The sequence below is a fragment of the Pedobacter sp. UBA4863 genome (genome assembly GCF_002399615.1).
Lineage (GTDB): Bacteria > Bacteroidota > Bacteroidia > Sphingobacteriales > Sphingobacteriaceae > Pedobacter.
In genome coordinates this window covers 11,242-27,857 of sequence record NZ_DHDZ01000032.1, presented here as the reverse complement: position 1 = coordinate 27,857, position 16,616 = coordinate 11,242, and the positions used below count along the sequence as shown (strand labels likewise).

Annotated in this window: 12 protein-coding genes; 5 read left to right on the top strand and 7 right to left on the bottom strand. The window is 37.3% G+C overall.

What is annotated here, in order from left to right; genetic code table 11:
• From B3I52_RS06610 to B3I52_RS06600, 3 genes are read right to left on the bottom strand one after another with little or no spacing between them, the layout of a single operon-like run.
• Window positions 1-987 carry an acyl transferase gene (locus B3I52_RS06610; RefSeq protein WP_293299717.1) on the bottom strand — a complete coding sequence of 329 codons (987 nt, stop codon included), beginning with the start codon at window positions 985-987 and terminating at the stop codon, window positions 1-3.
• 28 nt (window positions 988-1,015) lie between these two features.
• The gene (locus B3I52_RS06605; RefSeq protein WP_293299716.1) at window positions 1,016-1,366 is read right to left on the bottom strand and encodes a hypothetical protein; all 351 of its coding nucleotides are present in this window, start codon (window positions 1,364-1,366) and stop codon (window positions 1,016-1,018) included.
• Window positions 1,367-1,369: 3 nt separating this feature from the next.
• Entirely contained in the window at window positions 1,370-3,802 is a 2,433-nt protein-coding gene (locus tag B3I52_RS06600) for a penicillin acylase family protein (RefSeq protein ID WP_293299714.1), read from the bottom strand.
• A 192-nt stretch (window positions 3,803-3,994) separates the two neighbouring features.
• Here B3I52_RS06600 and B3I52_RS06595 point away from each other — a divergent pair, with 192 nt between their 5' ends.
• The gene (locus B3I52_RS06595; RefSeq protein WP_293299712.1) at window positions 3,995-6,928 is read left to right on the top strand and encodes a TonB-dependent receptor; all 2,934 of its coding nucleotides are present in this window, start codon (window positions 3,995-3,997) and stop codon (window positions 6,926-6,928) included.
• Window positions 6,929-7,014: 86 nt separating this feature from the next.
• Here B3I52_RS06595 and rdgB read toward each other — a convergent pair whose 3' ends face one another.
• Both rdgB and B3I52_RS06585 read right to left on the bottom strand, forming a co-directional pair.
• Complete coding sequence (rdgB, locus tag B3I52_RS06590) at window positions 7,015-7,587, bottom strand: RdgB/HAM1 family non-canonical purine NTP pyrophosphatase (protein WP_293299711.1); 573 nt, start codon at window positions 7,585-7,587, stop codon at window positions 7,015-7,017.
• 4 nt (window positions 7,588-7,591) lie between these two features.
• Window positions 7,592-8,209 carry a hypothetical protein gene (locus B3I52_RS06585; protein WP_293299710.1) on the bottom strand — a complete coding sequence of 206 codons (618 nt, stop codon included), beginning with the start codon at window positions 8,207-8,209 and terminating at the stop codon, window positions 7,592-7,594.
• 94 nt (window positions 8,210-8,303) lie between these two features.
• Here B3I52_RS06585 and B3I52_RS06580 point away from each other — a divergent pair, with 94 nt between their 5' ends.
• The 3 genes from B3I52_RS06580 to B3I52_RS06570 all read left to right on the top strand — a co-directional run bounded on the left by B3I52_RS06580 (window position 8,304) and on the right by B3I52_RS06570 (window position 11,293).
• Entirely contained in the window at window positions 8,304-8,894 is a 591-nt protein-coding gene (locus B3I52_RS06580; protein ID WP_293299708.1) for a hypothetical protein, read from the top strand.
• A 70-nt stretch (window positions 8,895-8,964) separates the two neighbouring features.
• Window positions 8,965-10,320 carry a peptidylprolyl isomerase gene (locus B3I52_RS06575; protein ID WP_293299706.1) on the top strand — a complete coding sequence of 452 codons (1,356 nt, stop codon included), beginning with the start codon at window positions 8,965-8,967 and terminating at the stop codon, window positions 10,318-10,320.
• Window positions 10,321-10,330: 10 nt separating this feature from the next.
• Window positions 10,331-11,293, top strand: a complete 963-nt coding sequence (locus B3I52_RS06570) for an AAA family ATPase (protein WP_293299704.1) — start codon at window positions 10,331-10,333, stop codon at window positions 11,291-11,293.
• 145 nt (window positions 11,294-11,438) lie between these two features.
• On the opposite strand, the gene B3I52_RS06565 is transcribed toward B3I52_RS06570, so the two are convergent.
• Window positions 11,439-12,452 carry a zinc-binding alcohol dehydrogenase family protein gene (locus B3I52_RS06565; RefSeq protein ID WP_293299702.1) on the bottom strand — a complete coding sequence of 338 codons (1,014 nt, stop codon included), beginning with the start codon at window positions 12,450-12,452 and terminating at the stop codon, window positions 11,439-11,441.
• Between the two features lie 168 nt (window positions 12,453-12,620).
• On the opposite strand from B3I52_RS06565, the gene B3I52_RS06560 reads away from it, so the two are divergent.
• A complete protein-coding gene (locus tag B3I52_RS06560; protein ID WP_293299700.1) occupies window positions 12,621-14,246 on the top strand; it encodes an ABC-F family ATP-binding cassette domain-containing protein in 1,626 nt (541 codons plus the stop codon).
• Between the two features lie 456 nt (window positions 14,247-14,702).
• Here B3I52_RS06560 and B3I52_RS06555 read toward each other — a convergent pair whose 3' ends face one another.
• Window positions 14,703-16,520 (bottom strand): serine hydrolase domain-containing protein, encoded by a 1,818-nt coding sequence (locus B3I52_RS06555; RefSeq protein WP_293299698.1) that lies wholly within the window; start codon window positions 16,518-16,520, stop codon window positions 14,703-14,705.
• Window positions 16,521-16,616: the final 96 nt, after the last annotated feature.

The following is a 16,616-nucleotide window of genomic DNA, read 5'->3' as shown; positions in this document are numbered from 1 at the left end:
CTACTGTACTAATAAATTGCACCCTCTTACATCGGCATTATCAAACCTACCCATAATCTCAAATCGGTTTTCTCCGTAGATTTTGCCCAAGTCTTGCGTAGCTATAAAAGAACAAGAGTTGATATTGGCTAAATCAATTACGTTGATGCCACCAGTAGTATGCGATGTAGATAAAATAGTTAATGGGTCAGAGGTATCTCTTAACAAGATTTTCATCCAAGGTGGACATTCGAAAACACCATTTCCTTTAGAGTAACCCTGAGAGAGCAATTCAGTCATTCCGTACTCGCTGTGAATAGATTTTACTCCAAATGCAGCACAAAGCAATTGATGAAGCTCAGCACGCACCATTTCTTTTCTTTTGCCTTTCATACCCCCTGTTTCCATTACAGTTAGTTCTGGAAAATCAATTTGATATTGCGCTGTAAAATCGAGCAAGGCGTAAGTAACTCCAATTAAAATGGTTTTTTGCTTCGATGATTTTAGTTCACCTAAAGTTTGATAAAGTTCTTCATGATTATGCAAGAAATAGCCACTTTTTGGATGCGCACTTTGCTTCAGCAAATCATCAACCATGTAAATTAAAGAAGAGCCTTCTCTTTCTAAATACGATGGCAGTAGTGCTAAAACACAATAATCATCGGCTTTGCCATAAAATAATTCAAACGCTTTGTTATAGCTCTTTTCGTAAATAGAAAGGTCTTGCACCAAATGTTTGCTAGTAATTTGCCCAGTAGTTCCCGAGCTGCTAAAAGCAATTTCTACAGGCTTATTGCTAGAAATAACCGAATGTGATTTAAAAAAACTAATGGGCAGAAAAGGAATATCATTATAATTTTTAATTTCTGCAGGAGTAACTTTTAAATACGATATATATTGCCGGTAGATGTCGCAATTTTCTGCTTGATACAGAAATATTTTTAGTGCAAGATCGTTAAACTCTTGCTCGTTGTTAATAGAAAAAATTTGCCCAGTATTGATATTCACTGGGCAAAAATACGAAGTTTTTTATCTATTAAGCTTTTGCTTTCGACTTAATGGTTGCTTTTCTGAAATGGTAGCCACACAAGCCGCTAATACCTGCAACTAAACCACCAATTAGCGTACTAACTGCTAAAATTGCTGGCCATACTTTTAAGCCAAACATTTCGGCTACGCGGTTAGCTAAGATATGATTATTTGGAAAGCTTTTGTACAAAGCCATGCCAGTCCATAAAATAAGAATAGCAAAAAATGGTTGCCAAAAGGATATTTTATCCGTTTTGCCAATAATGCCACAAGTAGCGAAAGAAACTACAATAACCGCCCACCACGGGAAGAAACTTTGCAGTATAAAAGATAGAATAAGTATAACGATGAAAACCATTGTCTATTGTTTTGAAATTTTATAGTGAGAGATAATTTTTCCTCCTTTATCGTCTGGAGATTGCATGAAGAACAAATCGTACAGTTTGCCTGCTGCCCAAGTGTCAATCATATTGTCATAAAATGGACTTCCGGGATTTCCCGACTGTCCTCCCGGATAAACACCATGACCTTTTGGTGTTTTACCAAGTTCAATTACCATTCGCCATGATGGCCCATTACTTTGCGACAAGGCATTTACCGTGCTTTTAGACCCACCAATTAGCAGTTTTTTTGATCCAAAACCTGGAATTTTTGCTAAATGTGGAACATTGGAATTTTTAAAATTACCCCATTGCCATTCTTCTCCAATTGGTCCGTATTTGCGTTCCAAACTATCGCAAGCATATTTGAAAGAAGAATTAACTAAGTCTGCTAAGCTTTCTTTTTTTGAGGTTTTCACATTATCGAACCATTTTGAATTAGGGTCTTTCTGTATCAACTCAATGGTACGATCTCTAGACGGGTAGCGCATTGGAATGTCTTTGTCTCCAAAATCGTCATCCCATATTTCTGTAGATAAGCGTTTCGTCCAAAGATCAAAAACACTTGCTGCAACAGATTTCGCATCAAAGTATTTATTCCACTTTGTGATTAAATTATATGATTCTTTCTGTGTAGCGTTTAATTCTGCACTATTAACCAATGGTAAAATGTAAGGTATTAGGTTTTCGGCCATAATACTGTACGAATCCATTTGCAGGTTACGCATACTATCTGCTGTGATATTTGTCATTGCAGCTAGTCTATCGTTAATCCGTTTACCTCTTTCGTAAGGAGAAAATTCCCAGTTAATATAATAAGGATAAGTAGTATCTGTAGAAGATTGATTTGCCGAGCTTACAAAGTTACGTGGTGGGTTTTTAACTGTTGGGTTTTGCGATGCTGGTATCCAACCTTGCCAATCGTTGCTTGGATCAGTGCCGTCAAGAATAAATTTACCTTGGTTTTTCCACTTCAACGGAAATTTTCCGTTAGGCGTAATGGCGATATCGTTATCTGCGCTGGCAAAGATGAAATTTTGTGCTGGCGCAGTGAAGTATGGTAAAGCTTTGCGATAATCATCGTAATTTTTCGCTCTGTTCATCAAATAAAAAGTTTTCATTTCATTTGATTTGTCGTGGGCTATCCAACGGAGGGCATGCCCCGTAGGCACGTTGTTGGCCCTGCTGTAATTTGGTTTTTGGAAATAAACAATTGGTCCATGATGTGTGTAATACACCGTATCTATGATGTCTTTTGCCTCTTTAATTTTTATCATTTCATACCTCGGTTTAGTGGCATTCCATTTATTATTATACCAATACTCTTTGTGCTTGTTGTCCTTAAATTTAATTTGATAGAAATCTAACACATCAGCTGCCACATTAGTTACCCCCCAAGCAATGTTTTGGTTAAAACCAATAATCACTCCGGGTGCGCCCGGAAGAGAAACGCCATAGGTATTGATGCCTGGGGCATGTAGCTGTATCTGGTACCAAATAGATGGCAAACTCAAGTCTAAATGCGGATCATTGGCTAAGACAGGAAAGCCCGAGGCTGTTTTTACGCCAGACACCGCCCAGTTATTACTCCCAATACCTTCAACCTTTTGTTTGGTTGCAATTTCGGTAGTCATCATCTCGGTAAATGATTTTGGCGTTGGAGGAATAGGCAGTGGTTTAAAATCCCATTTAGTACCTACTGGAATAATAGGATCTTCCTTAAACGGATAATCTGGAAACAAGTCTTTCGTGATAGCTGGGCCATATTTTTGGAGAATATTGGTCATATAAAATTCATCAGAACCCATGGCCAAAACTGCCGACATTTGTTTAAGAAGCAATGCACATTTAGTTGGTGTCCACTTCTCAGGTATAAAATTCAATAACTTATATTCTACAGGCAACTTACGCTTGTCTAACGATTCGATGTAATCATTGATACCTTGCGTGTAAGCCAATAACATCTCTCTAGATTGAGTATCTGCCATCATTCCTTGCAATGAATTTTCTGCGCCATACATCATCCCCATCCTACGTTGGTATTTATCCACTTCAATCGCTTTATCGCCAACTACTTCAGAAATTCTTCCGGCAGCAAAACGAGTTTGAAAATCCATTTGCCAAAGGCGGTGCATGGCTGTTACATAACCTTGCGCATAATACATATCATGATCATTCTGTGCAAACACATGCGGAATCATACGGTCATCAAATAAAACCTCGATTTTATCTTGAGCGTTTTTCAATATTATTTTTTTGTTTTTAACAGGCGATGTATTTTCTGCGTTTTGCCAAAACCCCGTAAAAGGATTTAGAAATTTTAATATTGGAGGAAGATCGCCAAATTTAGTATTTAAGGTGTACCCCAATAGTATAGGAATTACAATGCAAATTAATGCTTTAACTCTGTTCATTTGGTTAATTAGTTGTTTCTATGCCTCGAAATAAACTTCGAAAATTAGCAGGCAATTTAATTATTAAATAATTATTAAGCTAAATCTAACTTTTATTTTCAAAAAATACTATGCGTGCATAATTTTTTATTTGTAAGTTTTAAAAATTGTACTAAGTTTATGTTAAAATAAACAATATAAACTACAGAATGTATGAAAAAAACTATTACTAAAGCATTTCTTGTGCTTTGCGTTTTGCTGTGGACAGGGTTTGTGGCCAATGCGCAAAGTATTGTGGTTAGCGGTACCGTAACCGATAAGCTAACCAAAGAACCAATTCCAGGAGTAAGCGTAACAGTGAAAGGGAAAACAATAGGTTCTTCTACCGACCAAAATGGTAAATTCTCTTTTTCAACCACCGAAAAGCCACCCTTTACACTTTCTGTAACGTTTGTAGGTTTTAATACGGTAGAAAGACAAATTACAGGGGCTGCGTCGAATCTTAGCTTCGAACTAGAATCTGGAGCCATCTTAGGTCAAGAGGTGGTGGTTTCTGCTTCGAGAACACCAGAGCGTATTTTAGAATCGCCGGTAACTATTGAACGTATGGGACAAGCACAGATTAAAGAAGCTGCTGCTCCTTCATTCTATGATGCTATCCAGAATATTAAAGGGGTGGAAATGAGCACACAAAGTTTAACTTTTAGATCATACAACACTCGTGGTTTTAACGCCAATGGCAATACCCGTTTTAATCAGTTAATCGATGGAATGGACAACCAAGCGCCAGGTTTGAACTTTTCTGTAGGTAACATTGTAGGTATTACAGAGCTAGACGTAGATAATGTAGAGCTTTTGCCAGGTGCTTCCTCAGCATTGTACGGTGCAGGTGGTATCAGCGGTACTTTATTAATGACTTCTAAAGATCCGTTTAAATACCAAGGTGTTAGCTTTCAATTGAAAACAGGTTTAAACCATGTGAATGATAATACTATACTAGCAAATGGTAAACAAATAAACCCACAAGAGTTTAAGCAATTTGATATGCGTATGGCAAAATCTTGGAACAATAAGTTCGGAGCTAAATTTGCCTTTTCATACTTACAAGCTAAAGACTGGTTTGGTACTAATCGATCTAACTTCGATAGAACTACTAATAGTCCTAAATCGGGTACTCGCCAGTCTGATCCAAACTATGATGGCGTAAACGTTTATGGCGATGAGGTAAGTCAGAATATGAGAGCGGTTGCTAATTCAGTTCAAAATGCAACTAGAGATGGTGTCGCTAAGGCTTCGAGTGGTACAATTCCTGATATAGTAGCTCATATGACAGCTAATTTACCTCTTAATGCAAGTCAAACAGACATAGCAAACTATCTTGGAGCTTTTCCTGCCGGGTTACGTCCAACTATTCAAAATTTGATTCCCTTTAATTTTGGTTTAAGAACAGGCGTAATTCCAAACCAAAATGTATCTAGAACTGGTTATGACGAGATTAATTTAGTAGATTATGATACCAAGTCATTAAAAATGTCTGGAGGTTTGTATTATAATTTTACGCCAACAATACAGTTGTCGGCTCAGGCTAATTGGGGTACAGGAACATCAGTTTATACTGGGTCTGATAGATATTCTCTAAGAAACTTTAATATTGGCTTATATAAATTGGAGTTAAAAGGAGAAGATTTTTATATTAGAGGATATACAACTCAAGAGCGCTCAGGAGATTCTTATATTTCTTCTATTTTAGGTAGTTACATCAATGAGAAAACAAAAAAATCTACTGATTGGTTTCCTCAATATGTAGGAAATTATTTTGGTGCTAGAGCTCAAAATGGACTTTCAAATGAAGAAGCTCATGCTTATGCTCGTTCGATTGCTGATGCAGGTAGACTAGATCCGAATAACCCAAATCAAGCTACAGCTTTCCAAAATTTTGCAAATCAGGTTAAAAACACCTATATCAGTCAAACTAATATGGCTGCTGGTGTTTATGGTGCTAAGTTTAATGATAAATCGAACCTTTATCATTATGAGGGGATGTATAATCTTTCAAAATTATTTAACAATGCAGTAGAGTTTCAAGTTGGTGCTTCTGCTCGGAGGTTCGACTTAAATTCTGGAGGTACAATTTTTGATGATTTAACTAGAGAGATTGATATTGATGAATATGCTGCTTTTGGTCAGTTGGGTCGTAAATTTGGAGAGAAGTTTAAATTAACGGTAGCTGGTCGTTATGATAAAAGCCAAAATTTTGAGGGTCGTTTTACACCTCGTGTAACAGGAGTTTGGACAGTTGCTAAAAATTCAAATATTCGTGCTTCATTCCAGACAGGCTTCCGTAATCCAACTACTCAAAACCAATACATTGATTTATCAGTTGGAGGAGGTAGTCAACGTCTAATTGGAGGTTTGCCTTCTTTCTTGGATAAATATAAGTTATTAACTAACAAACCTATTACTGAGGCAAGCTATAGAGCTTTAGTAGCAGGTTCTACTAATGCGCCAATTGCATATAATTTCGATCCGAAAGGGGTTCGCCCAGAAAGCGTAACAGCTTATGAATTGGGTTACAAAGGTTTGTTAGGATCTAATTTTTTAATTGATGTTTATGGCTTCTATAACGAATATAAAGATTTCATTACAGCGGTAAGCGTCTATCAGAATAAGAACGCAGGAACGGCCCTTTCTCCAGATTTTGTTAAATTTGGTGTGCCTGTAAATGCTACAGGTAAAGTTACTACCTATGGTGGTGCATTTGGTTTAGATTATGTTAGGGGTAAATATACCTTCTCTGGTAACGTGTCTTACAACAAACTAAACGATTTACCAACAGATTATCACAACGATTTCAATACACCAACAGTACGCTATAACTTAGGTATCAGCAACCGCGAAATTGTTAAAAACATAGGTTTTAATGTAAACTATCGTTGGCAAGACAAATTTACTTGGTTCTCTTCATTTGCAGGTGGCGAAGTGCCAGCATTTGGAACTGTAGATGCACAAGTGAATTTAAAAATGCCTTCAGTTAATTCAGTGCTCAAAATTGGTGGTTCAAACATCTTGAACAAATACTATATCACTTCTTATGGTAACCCAGAAGTTGGTGCAATGTATTATGTTTCGTTAGCGTTTAATCCATAACAATTAGGAGTTTAAAAAACAGAGCGCCCCGAGAAATTTCTCGGGGCGCTCTGTTTTACCATAAAATCCATCAATTGGTTCGGGTATTATTTCAAAAAGGTTATTAGTTTTTGCATGGCCAAAGCTCGGTGACTAATTTTATTTTTCTCGTCCATATCCATTTCGGCAAAAGTAATTTCGTAGCCGTTAGGCTGAAAAACCGGATCGTACCCAAAACCATTTGTACCGCTTGGCTTTGTTCTGATTGTTCCTTCAATGGTACCCTCAAACAAATAATTTTCGCCGTTTTGCAATAGCGAGATTACCGTTCTAAATCTAGCGTTACGGTTGGTTTGGCCTTCCATCTTCTTAAGTAACAATTTTAAATTCACAGCATCATCTTTTACGCCACTATACCTTGCAGAGTAAATGCCTGGCTCATTATTTAACGCCTCTACTTCTAGCCCACTGTCGTCGGCAAAACAATCGAATTTAAAATTATCGAAGACATAAGTACTTTTTAGCGTAGCATTTTCTGCAAACGTATTTCCTGTTTCGGGAATATCAACCAAACAATTAATGTCTTTTAAGTTGAGTACTTTATAATTTGGAGCTAATATTTTAGCTACCTCTTCTGTTTTATGTGCGTTATTGGTGGCAAACACCAGTTCTTTTAACATCGTATTATAAGTTTTTTAGCGTAGCCCAAAGTTGCTTTTTCGCAGGAATGTCAATTTCAAGATCGTGAAGGTTGTGTGTAAAAATCATTTTAACCTCGTTAAATAAGTTCAATTTATGCAGGGCTTGTTCGGCCAAGCCTAATGTCTTTGCCGATACACCGAAAGAGAGTACCAGTTTACATCGAAAAAACAATTGCAACTGCTCAAATGTTGCCGTACGGTAAGCAGCGTAGTTTACCAAAGCAAAATCGGCATTTTTTAGGTTGATAGACAACACCAGCTTCCTCAATAATTCTGTACCTTGCGGGCTACTCACCGGGTTTTGAGCATCGTTTACCAAAATGAGGATCGATTTCTCGTTTTTCCCTAAATATTTAAAGTTTAATGCGGTATGGTATGTACTAACTACCTCCTCTACTTTAGGCAATGTTGCCTCTGGGCTTGGTGTCCTTTCTGCAATAACTGGCTGCCCCTGTTCTTGGTCTGCAGCTGTATTTAAACCTTGTAAATGCTCTTTATTAGTTTTAGCTTCTGCAAGCCCGTTATCACCAACCAAATAAACATCGTCATTAAAAAATAAACGTAAAGCTTCTGCGTTAGTTATAAGTTGGTCGCTATTCATTTTAGTAAAAATTTTCTGTTAAAATTAGTTAAATATCTTATTATAGCACCTCAAATTGTTAATTTTATCCATTAATCATATAAACGCATCTTCAGTGAAGAAAACCTGTTTAGTTTTATTTTTTACTTTTACTGTAAGCTCATTACTTGCACAAAATGTAGCTACAATAAACACCATACCAATTAAAAGCGAAGAGTTTTTGTGGGTATATCAGAAAAATCATATAGGGCAGGCTAAGTTTGATTATAGTGATTTGGCTGCCTATCTAGATTTGTACGTAAATTTTAAACTTAAGGTTGCAGAAGCCAAAGCATTAGGTTTAGATACCGTTACATCATACAAAGAAGAAATTGCAGGTTACGAAACTGTATTAAAAACACAAAAGAAAGTTTTGTCTAATGCTAAAGAATATGCCTATATCATGAACGAATACCGCGAAGGTGTGCTCATGTTTAATGTATGCGAGCAAAAAATATGGAATAAAGCACAAAGTGACCATGAGCAGTTAAAAACCTATTTTGCTAACAACGCGAATAAATATGAGGGCAAAAATTTCGAAGAAGTAAGGGGGCAAGTTGTTGGGGATTATCAGCAACAGCTGGAGACCGACTGGATAAATACTTTAAAATCTAAATACAAGATAAAAATTAACCATGCAGAGTTAAAAAAATTGGCCAAGCAATAAAGCTATAATGTTAGCTACTACGCTTAATAATTTTAACTTTGCACATTATTACAACAGAATCAGCATACTAATGAAGAAAATTTTATCAATAGCAAGCATTTTAATTTGTTTGTTTTTGAATGTTAAAGCGCAACCTAAACCAAATTTAGATAAAGTAGTGGCGGTAGTAGGCAGTAATATTATCCTATTGTCTGACCTAAACCAGCAATATGCAATTTACCTAAACCAAGGTAATCCTGCCGATCCAAAAGCCAAATGCTATTTTTTACAACAAATGTTGGTGCAAAAACTGTTAAAACAACAGGCAGAAATCGATTCTATTGTAGTAGAAGAAAATCAAGTAGATGACGAACTGGACAAGCGTATGCGCTACCAAGTACAACGTATGGGTGGCCAAGAACGTTTAGAACAATTCTTACAAAAATCTTTATTACAATATAAAGATGAAATGCGCCCTGATGTAAAAGAAGGTTTGATTGCACAAAAAATGCAGGCAAAAATTACCGAAAATACTACCGTAACCCCATTAGAAGTTAAAAAATACTTTGACAGCTACCCTAAAGATAGCTTACCAGATATTGGGGCCGAGGTAGAAGTTGGTGAGATTGTTTTACAGCCAAAATTAACTAAAGCCGAAAAACAAAAATTTTATGATAAGCTGGAAGCTATTCGTTTACGTGTAAAAAGTGGTGAAGATTTTGGTTTCTTAGCAAAATCATACTCTGAAGATCCAGGTTCGGCTTCTGAAGGTGGCGATTATGGTTTTATTGACAGACAGACCATGGTAAAAGAGTTTACAGCTTGGGCGTTTAAACTGAAAGCGGGCGAAATGTCGCCAGTATTTGAGACCGAGTATGGCTACCACATTCTTCAAGTGATAGAGCGCAGAGGAGAACAATCGCATGTAAGACATATTTTGATACGCCCACAAAATACACCGCAGAGCTTAGATCGCGTAAAATTAAAGGCAGATAGTGTTTATCAAGATATTTTAACTAAAAAATTGCCATTTGCCACGGCCGCGTCGCTATATTCTGACAATAAAGAAACCCAATACAACGGCGGAATGATGCTATATGCCGATAATCAAACATCTAGAACAACGTTTATACCGGTAGAAAAACTAGACCCATCTGTTTTTGTGGTGGTAGATACCATGAAAGTTGGCAGCATTTCTCAAGCGGTTCCTTTCAAGGATCAACAAAGTGGCAAAGAAGGCTATAAAATATTTTTCTTAAAATCTAAAATACCGCCACACAAAGCCAGTTTAGAGCAAGACTATCCTAAATTCAAAGATCAGGCGCAACGCGAAAAAGAATCGAAGGTAATGAGCGAATGGTTTGAAAAACGTAAGGAAACCACCTATATTAGGGTTGATGAGGAATTTGAAACTTGCGATGAGTTAAAACTTTGGATTAAAAAATAGTAAACAGCCAATGCAGTTTAAAAATGAGGTAGAAGCCGTTGATGCCCTGCATCAGTCATTTAAAAATATACAAGCCGAAATTGGAAAGGTTGTAATTGGACAAGATGAAATTGTAAAATCGGTGCTCATTGCTATTTTTAGTAATGGGCACTGCTTATTAGTGGGCGTGCCCGGCTTGGCTAAAACTTTGTTGGTACAAACAGTTGCCAATGTGCTAGACCTCGACTTTAATCGCATACAATTTACGCCAGATTTAATGCCCAGCGATATTATTGGAGCAGAAATTTTAGGAGAGGACAGGCATTTTAAATTTATTAAAGGCCCTATATTTTCTAACATTATTTTGGCCGATGAGATTAACCGTACTCCGCCAAAAACACAGGCAGCTTTACTAGAGGCCATGCAAGAAAAAGCAGTGACCGCAGCGGGCGTTACACACGGTTTGCCCCAACCCTTTTTTGTATTGGCTACACAAAACCCAATTGAGCAAGAAGGCACCTACCCTCTGCCCGAAGCACAGTTAGATCGTTTTATGTTTAATATTTCGTTAAATTATCCAGCATTTGCGGATGAATTAACAATTGTAAAAAATACGACAAGCAATAAAACTGCGCAATTAAATAAAATTATTAGCGCTAGCGAAATCCAATATTTTCAAAAATTAATACGAGATATCCCTATTACCGATAATGTACTGGAATACGCTGTAAAATTAGTGGCTAAAACTAGGCCAAACAGCGAATTTGCTACCGCAGAAATTAACAACTTTATTTCGTGGGGCGCTGGCCCAAGAGCTTCGCAGTTTTTGGTACTAGGTGCCAAATGCCATGCTGCTGTTTCTGGCAAGTATGCCCCAGATATTGAAGATGTGCAAGCTGTTGCCGAAGCTATTTTGCGCCATAGAATTGTACGTAATTACAGAGCTGAAGCAGAAGGTTTAACTACCGAAAAAATTATCAGAAACTTGTTTTAATCAGGTTTAAAATTTAGAGATATTGTTTTACTATTTACTCTTAGGAGCAATAGTGCTTTTAGCCTAAAACCATGTTTCCTAAAATCTATTCGCATTTGTTAAGCATAGCCTAGCCCTAAATCTACCAAATGCGCAATGGACAGCCCTAATATTTAATAGCTAATTTACCAATAGTAGTGCCGCTTTCTAATTGCTCGTGGGCTAATTTTAATGTTTCGGCAGAAAGCCCATTCAACGTTTGCGTTAAAGTGTGTTTTATTATACCCTCGTCCAATAAATTAGCCATCTTATTTAAAATATAATGCTGCTGTATCATGTCCTCAGTTTGAAATATGGAACGTGTGTACATAAACTCCCACGAGAAACTTGCGCTTTTAGTTTTTAATTTGTTTAAAGCAATGGGTGTAGCGCTACCCGTAATAGAAGCAATATGCCCTTGCGGTTTTATCAGCTCGGCCATCGCATCCCAATAACCATTGGTATCTACAAAATCGAGTATAAAATCAACGTACTCGAAACCTGCACTCCTAACCTCTTCTATTAAATTTTGATGATTTACCACCACATCTGCCCCCATTTGCCTACACCAAGCTATACTTTGGGGCCTAGATGCTGTGGCTACCACGTTTAGCCCAGCTATTTTTTTGGCCAACTGAATAGCCACTGAACCTACTCCACCAGCACCAGCTATAATTAATACGGTTTTGCCTTTATCTTTTTCCGCACTGATCCGAATCCTATCAAATAAAATTTCCCAAGCGGTAAGCGAAGTAAGGGGCATTGCTGCCGCAGCTTCATTGCTCAAGTTTTTAGGTTTCTTCCCTACAATACGTTCATCAACCAGCTGAAACTCTGCATTACAACCTGGTTTATTAAGGTCGCCAGCATAAAAAACTTCATCGCCAACTTTAAAAAGAGTTACATTTTCGCCAACAGCCTCTACTACCCCACAAGCATCCCAACCAATAATCTTAGGCAGCTCCAACGTGGTATCTTTAGCCGAATTTTGCCTAATTTTATAATCTACCGGATTTACCGCTATAGCGCTAATCTTTATCAACAGCTCATGTCCTTTCGGAGATGGCTTATCAAGCTCAAAATCTACAAAACTATCAGGTGATGTTATTGGAAGTGAAGTTTTAAACCCTACTGCTTTCATGATACATTATTAAAAAACAAAGTTAATCATTTAGCTTTATTTTAAATAACTTCTTAATAACAATCGAACCCATTATGTGCTATAGAAATTCTCTAAAACTAGGTCTATAGCGCAAAAAAATAAAACTATCAACTTAAAACCGTACCTTTGCGGCTTATTTTCAGCAACATGATTTCAGTTTCAAACCTATCGTTACGTTACGGAAAACGTACATTATTTGAGGATGTTAACCTAAAATTCACACACGGCAACTGTTACGGTGTAATTGGCGCAAACGGTGCGGGTAAATCTACTTTCTTAAAAATCTTATCTGGCGATGTACAGCAAACCAGCGGTTCGGTGGCTTTTACGCCTGGCGAACGCATGGCCGTGCTTAAACAAAACCACTACGAGTTTGATGAATTTCCAGTAATCGAAACCGTAATGATGGGACACCAGCAATTGTACGACATCATGAAGGAGAAAGACGCCATTTACTTAAAAGAGGATTTCTCTGAGAAAGATGGCGAACGTGCTGGAGAATTAGAAAATATTTTTGCCGAAATGGATGGCTGGAACATGGAAAGCAATGCAGCTACGATGTTAAGTAATCTTGGTATTAAAGAAGAATTTCACCATAAGTTATTAAAAGAATTAGATGGCAACCAAAAAGTACGCGTGTTATTGGCGCAAGCTTTATTTGGCAATCCTGATATTTTATTGCTGGATGAGCCTACCAACGATTTGGATATTGATACCATTGCTTGGTTAGAAAATTTCTTGGCCGATTACCAAAACATTGTATTAGTAGTAAGTCACGATAGGCACTTTTTAGATGCGGTTTGTACGCACATAGTAGATATTGATTTTAGCAAAATGAGCATCTACACGGGCAACTACAGTTTCTGGTACGAGAGTTCTCAATTAGCATTGAAACAACGCTCGGATCAAAACAAGAAACTGGAGGACAAAGTGAAGGAGTTGCAAGAGTTTATCCGCAGGTTTAGTGCCAATGCCTCTAAATCTAAGCAAGCAACCTCCCGTAAGAAGGCTTTAGATAAAATCGATATTTCTGAAATTAAAGCTTCTAGCCGTAAATATCCGGCTATTATGTTTAACAATAATGGTGCTCGCGAAGCTGGCGACCAAATTTTACAGGTAGAAAAACTAAGCAAGACCATTAATGGCGAAGTGATGTTCAAAGACATTAACTTCATGGTAAACAAAGGCGATAAAATTGCAGTACTTTCGCAAAATAGTTTAGCTACTGCTGCTTTCTACGAAATTTTAAACGGCAACGATAAAGACTATAAAGGAGAATTCAAATTTGGGGTAACCATTAGCATTGCTGATATTCCGAACGATAATACAGCGTTTTTTGCTAACAAAGATGAAAACTTGGTAGATTGGCTACGCGAATACTCGGGTACCGATGCAGATGAGCAATTTGTACGTAGTTTCTTGGGTAGAATGTTGTTTTCTGGCGAAGAGGTATTGAAAAATGTAAAAGTACTTTCTGGGGGCGAAAAAATGCGCTGTATGTTTTCTAGAATGATGTTACAACAAGCTAATCTTTTATTATTTGATGAGCCTACCAACCACTTAGACCTAGAATCGATTACAGCCTTAAACAACGGCATGAAAGATTTTAAAGGCACTATTTTGTTTACTTCACGAGATCATGCTTTAACAGAATCGGTAGCTAACCGTATTATTGAAATTACGCCAAAAGGCATTATAGATAAATTAATGTCTTATGATGAGTATATTAACAATAGCGATGTAGCAAAATTAAGAACAGAGATGTATAACTAATTTATAGCTATTTAACGCTATACTAAAATAGCCCCGAAAATTTCGGGGCTATTTTGGTTTTTAATGATTTACAACCTCATTTTTTGGCCAGATGGCTATAATATTATCTTTGCCGAAATAAAAAGCCGCATTAGCCAAAGGGCTGTACATACAAAAACTAATAGCGTTTTTGAAGGCTTAAGAACTTTTAAAAACCCTTATAACCTGAATTCGATTGTTATTGTATTGATTATTAATACGCTGATAGCGTATTTGTAACACTTACCCTGACCACGAAGTAGCTGCGAAGCAAAATAAATTCAGCGCTTGCTCCGAGTATCGGAGGTGACGCTAAATTTACTCCGTCTCCCGAAATTAATTCGGGACTAGCTTTAACGGCTTGTTTTAGCGTATTTAATAATCGAACTTAGGTTTATAGCAAATTGGATAGAGGATTGTCAAAGTTTAAAACCGCCTTTACCTTTTCCCTTTATCAATTGCTTTGTTAACCACGTCTTGTATGCGTGGGCGTATGTTCAACTTGCCTAGCATTTCGCTCACCGTTGGGTTTACCCTGTTCGTTAAGATCACATAAACCATGTTACGCGATGGATCTGTCCAAACACCAATCCCGGTATAACCGGTATGCCCAAAAGTTTGAGGCGAGGCAAACTCAGAAGGATATTTCTTTGTCAAATCTGGATCCCACCTATCAAAGCCCAAGCCTCTTCTACTTACATCAGATTGTTTGGATGTAAACATTTCTACTGTTTGTGGTGTAAAATATTGTTCGCCACCGTATGTACCTTTATTTAACAGCATTTGGTTATAAATAGCTAAATCGTTAGCGGTACCAAATAAACCTGCATGCCCGGCAACACCACCTTTTAAAGCAGCTCCTTGGTCGTGCACATATCCTTCCAGCAATGTTTTTCTAAAAACCTTATCGTCTTCTGTGGGTACAATTCTACTTTTCGGGAACCTGTTTCTTGGTAAAAAACCAGTGGTTTGCATTCCAAGCGGGCCATAAAAATTTTGCTGTACATATTGGTCTTCGGGCATTTCGGCAATATGTTCTACAATGTCTTGCATCACATACATGCTTATATCGCTATACACGTATTTTCCTCTAGTTTTTATTGGCGAATTCAACATTTTTGGCCACATAAAATCATTGAAGAAACCCTTTCTGATATAATAATTATCGGCCACCTTTGTAGGATAGGCCGCAGAAGAATCTCTACTATAATCGCCTTCTTTTATAAAATTATGGAACGGGATATAAGGAATGAAACCGGCTTGATGCAACATTACTTCCCTCACGCTAATTTCGTTCATGGGCGTATTTCTGGCTTTGGCAATATAGTAGCCCACATTGGTATCGAGCTGGAGCTTGTTTTGTTCAACTAAACGCATTACACTAGGCGTTGTAGCCGTTGTTTTGGTTACCGATGCTAAATCGAAAATATCCGTAACCTTGTCTGCCTGTAAATTATCGTAGGTATGATAGCCAAAAGCTTTATTATAGATGACCTTTCCATCTTTGGCAACCAAGACTACCATTCCGGGTGCGGCTTTTTTAACAATCCCTTCCTGCACAATTTCATCAATTTCGCTAAGGTCGTTGCTATTTACGCCTGCATCTTCTGGCACGGTATATTTTAAACGTATTTTTTTAGTATCGTAACCCGAATTGGCCAAATACTTTGTAGAAAAATGGGCCGGTAGCTTTTGTGTGGCAGCTATACCCCCAAAAATAATTTGTGGCACCACCATTGCTGCTTCTTCATCTAAGTTAGGGCACCAAACTATGGGAGCATTCACTTGGTCGAAATTTTGCAAAGTAGCCCCTTCTGCAAAAAGCGCCACTATTACCTGCTTATTTCTAGAAAGGTTCTGTATAAAACTTACTGCCTTTCCGGTTCTGGCCAAATCTCCGTTTAAAGCCACCACAATGGTATTGTAAAACTTCAAATCGTCTTCCAAATCGTTTAAAGAGGTCGAATCTGCATACTTTAAGCCATCTACGGGGGTTAATTCTGCGTATTTATTCAACAAACTATCAAAAGCCAACTGATATTTAAAGCCTAAATTTACCGTAGCCATTTTGCGGTTGCTTAAGCCTACAATAGGCACAATTTGCTTGTAATTGTTTAACAGCACAGTATTTAAAATGGCATCGTTAATATGGTGTAATCTCGATGTATTTTTTCTATGATCTTGGGCACAGGCAGTAAGGGAAGTTAATAAAACAGAACAGAGAACGATGAACCTAGCCAGATTGTTGATTTTCATTAGTTAAAATTTATAATATACGTGTTTTTAGCAATGCCAAAGACCGCCTTTATGGTGCCTTTTTTAGTAAAATTTAAGAAACTGTTTAAAAATGAT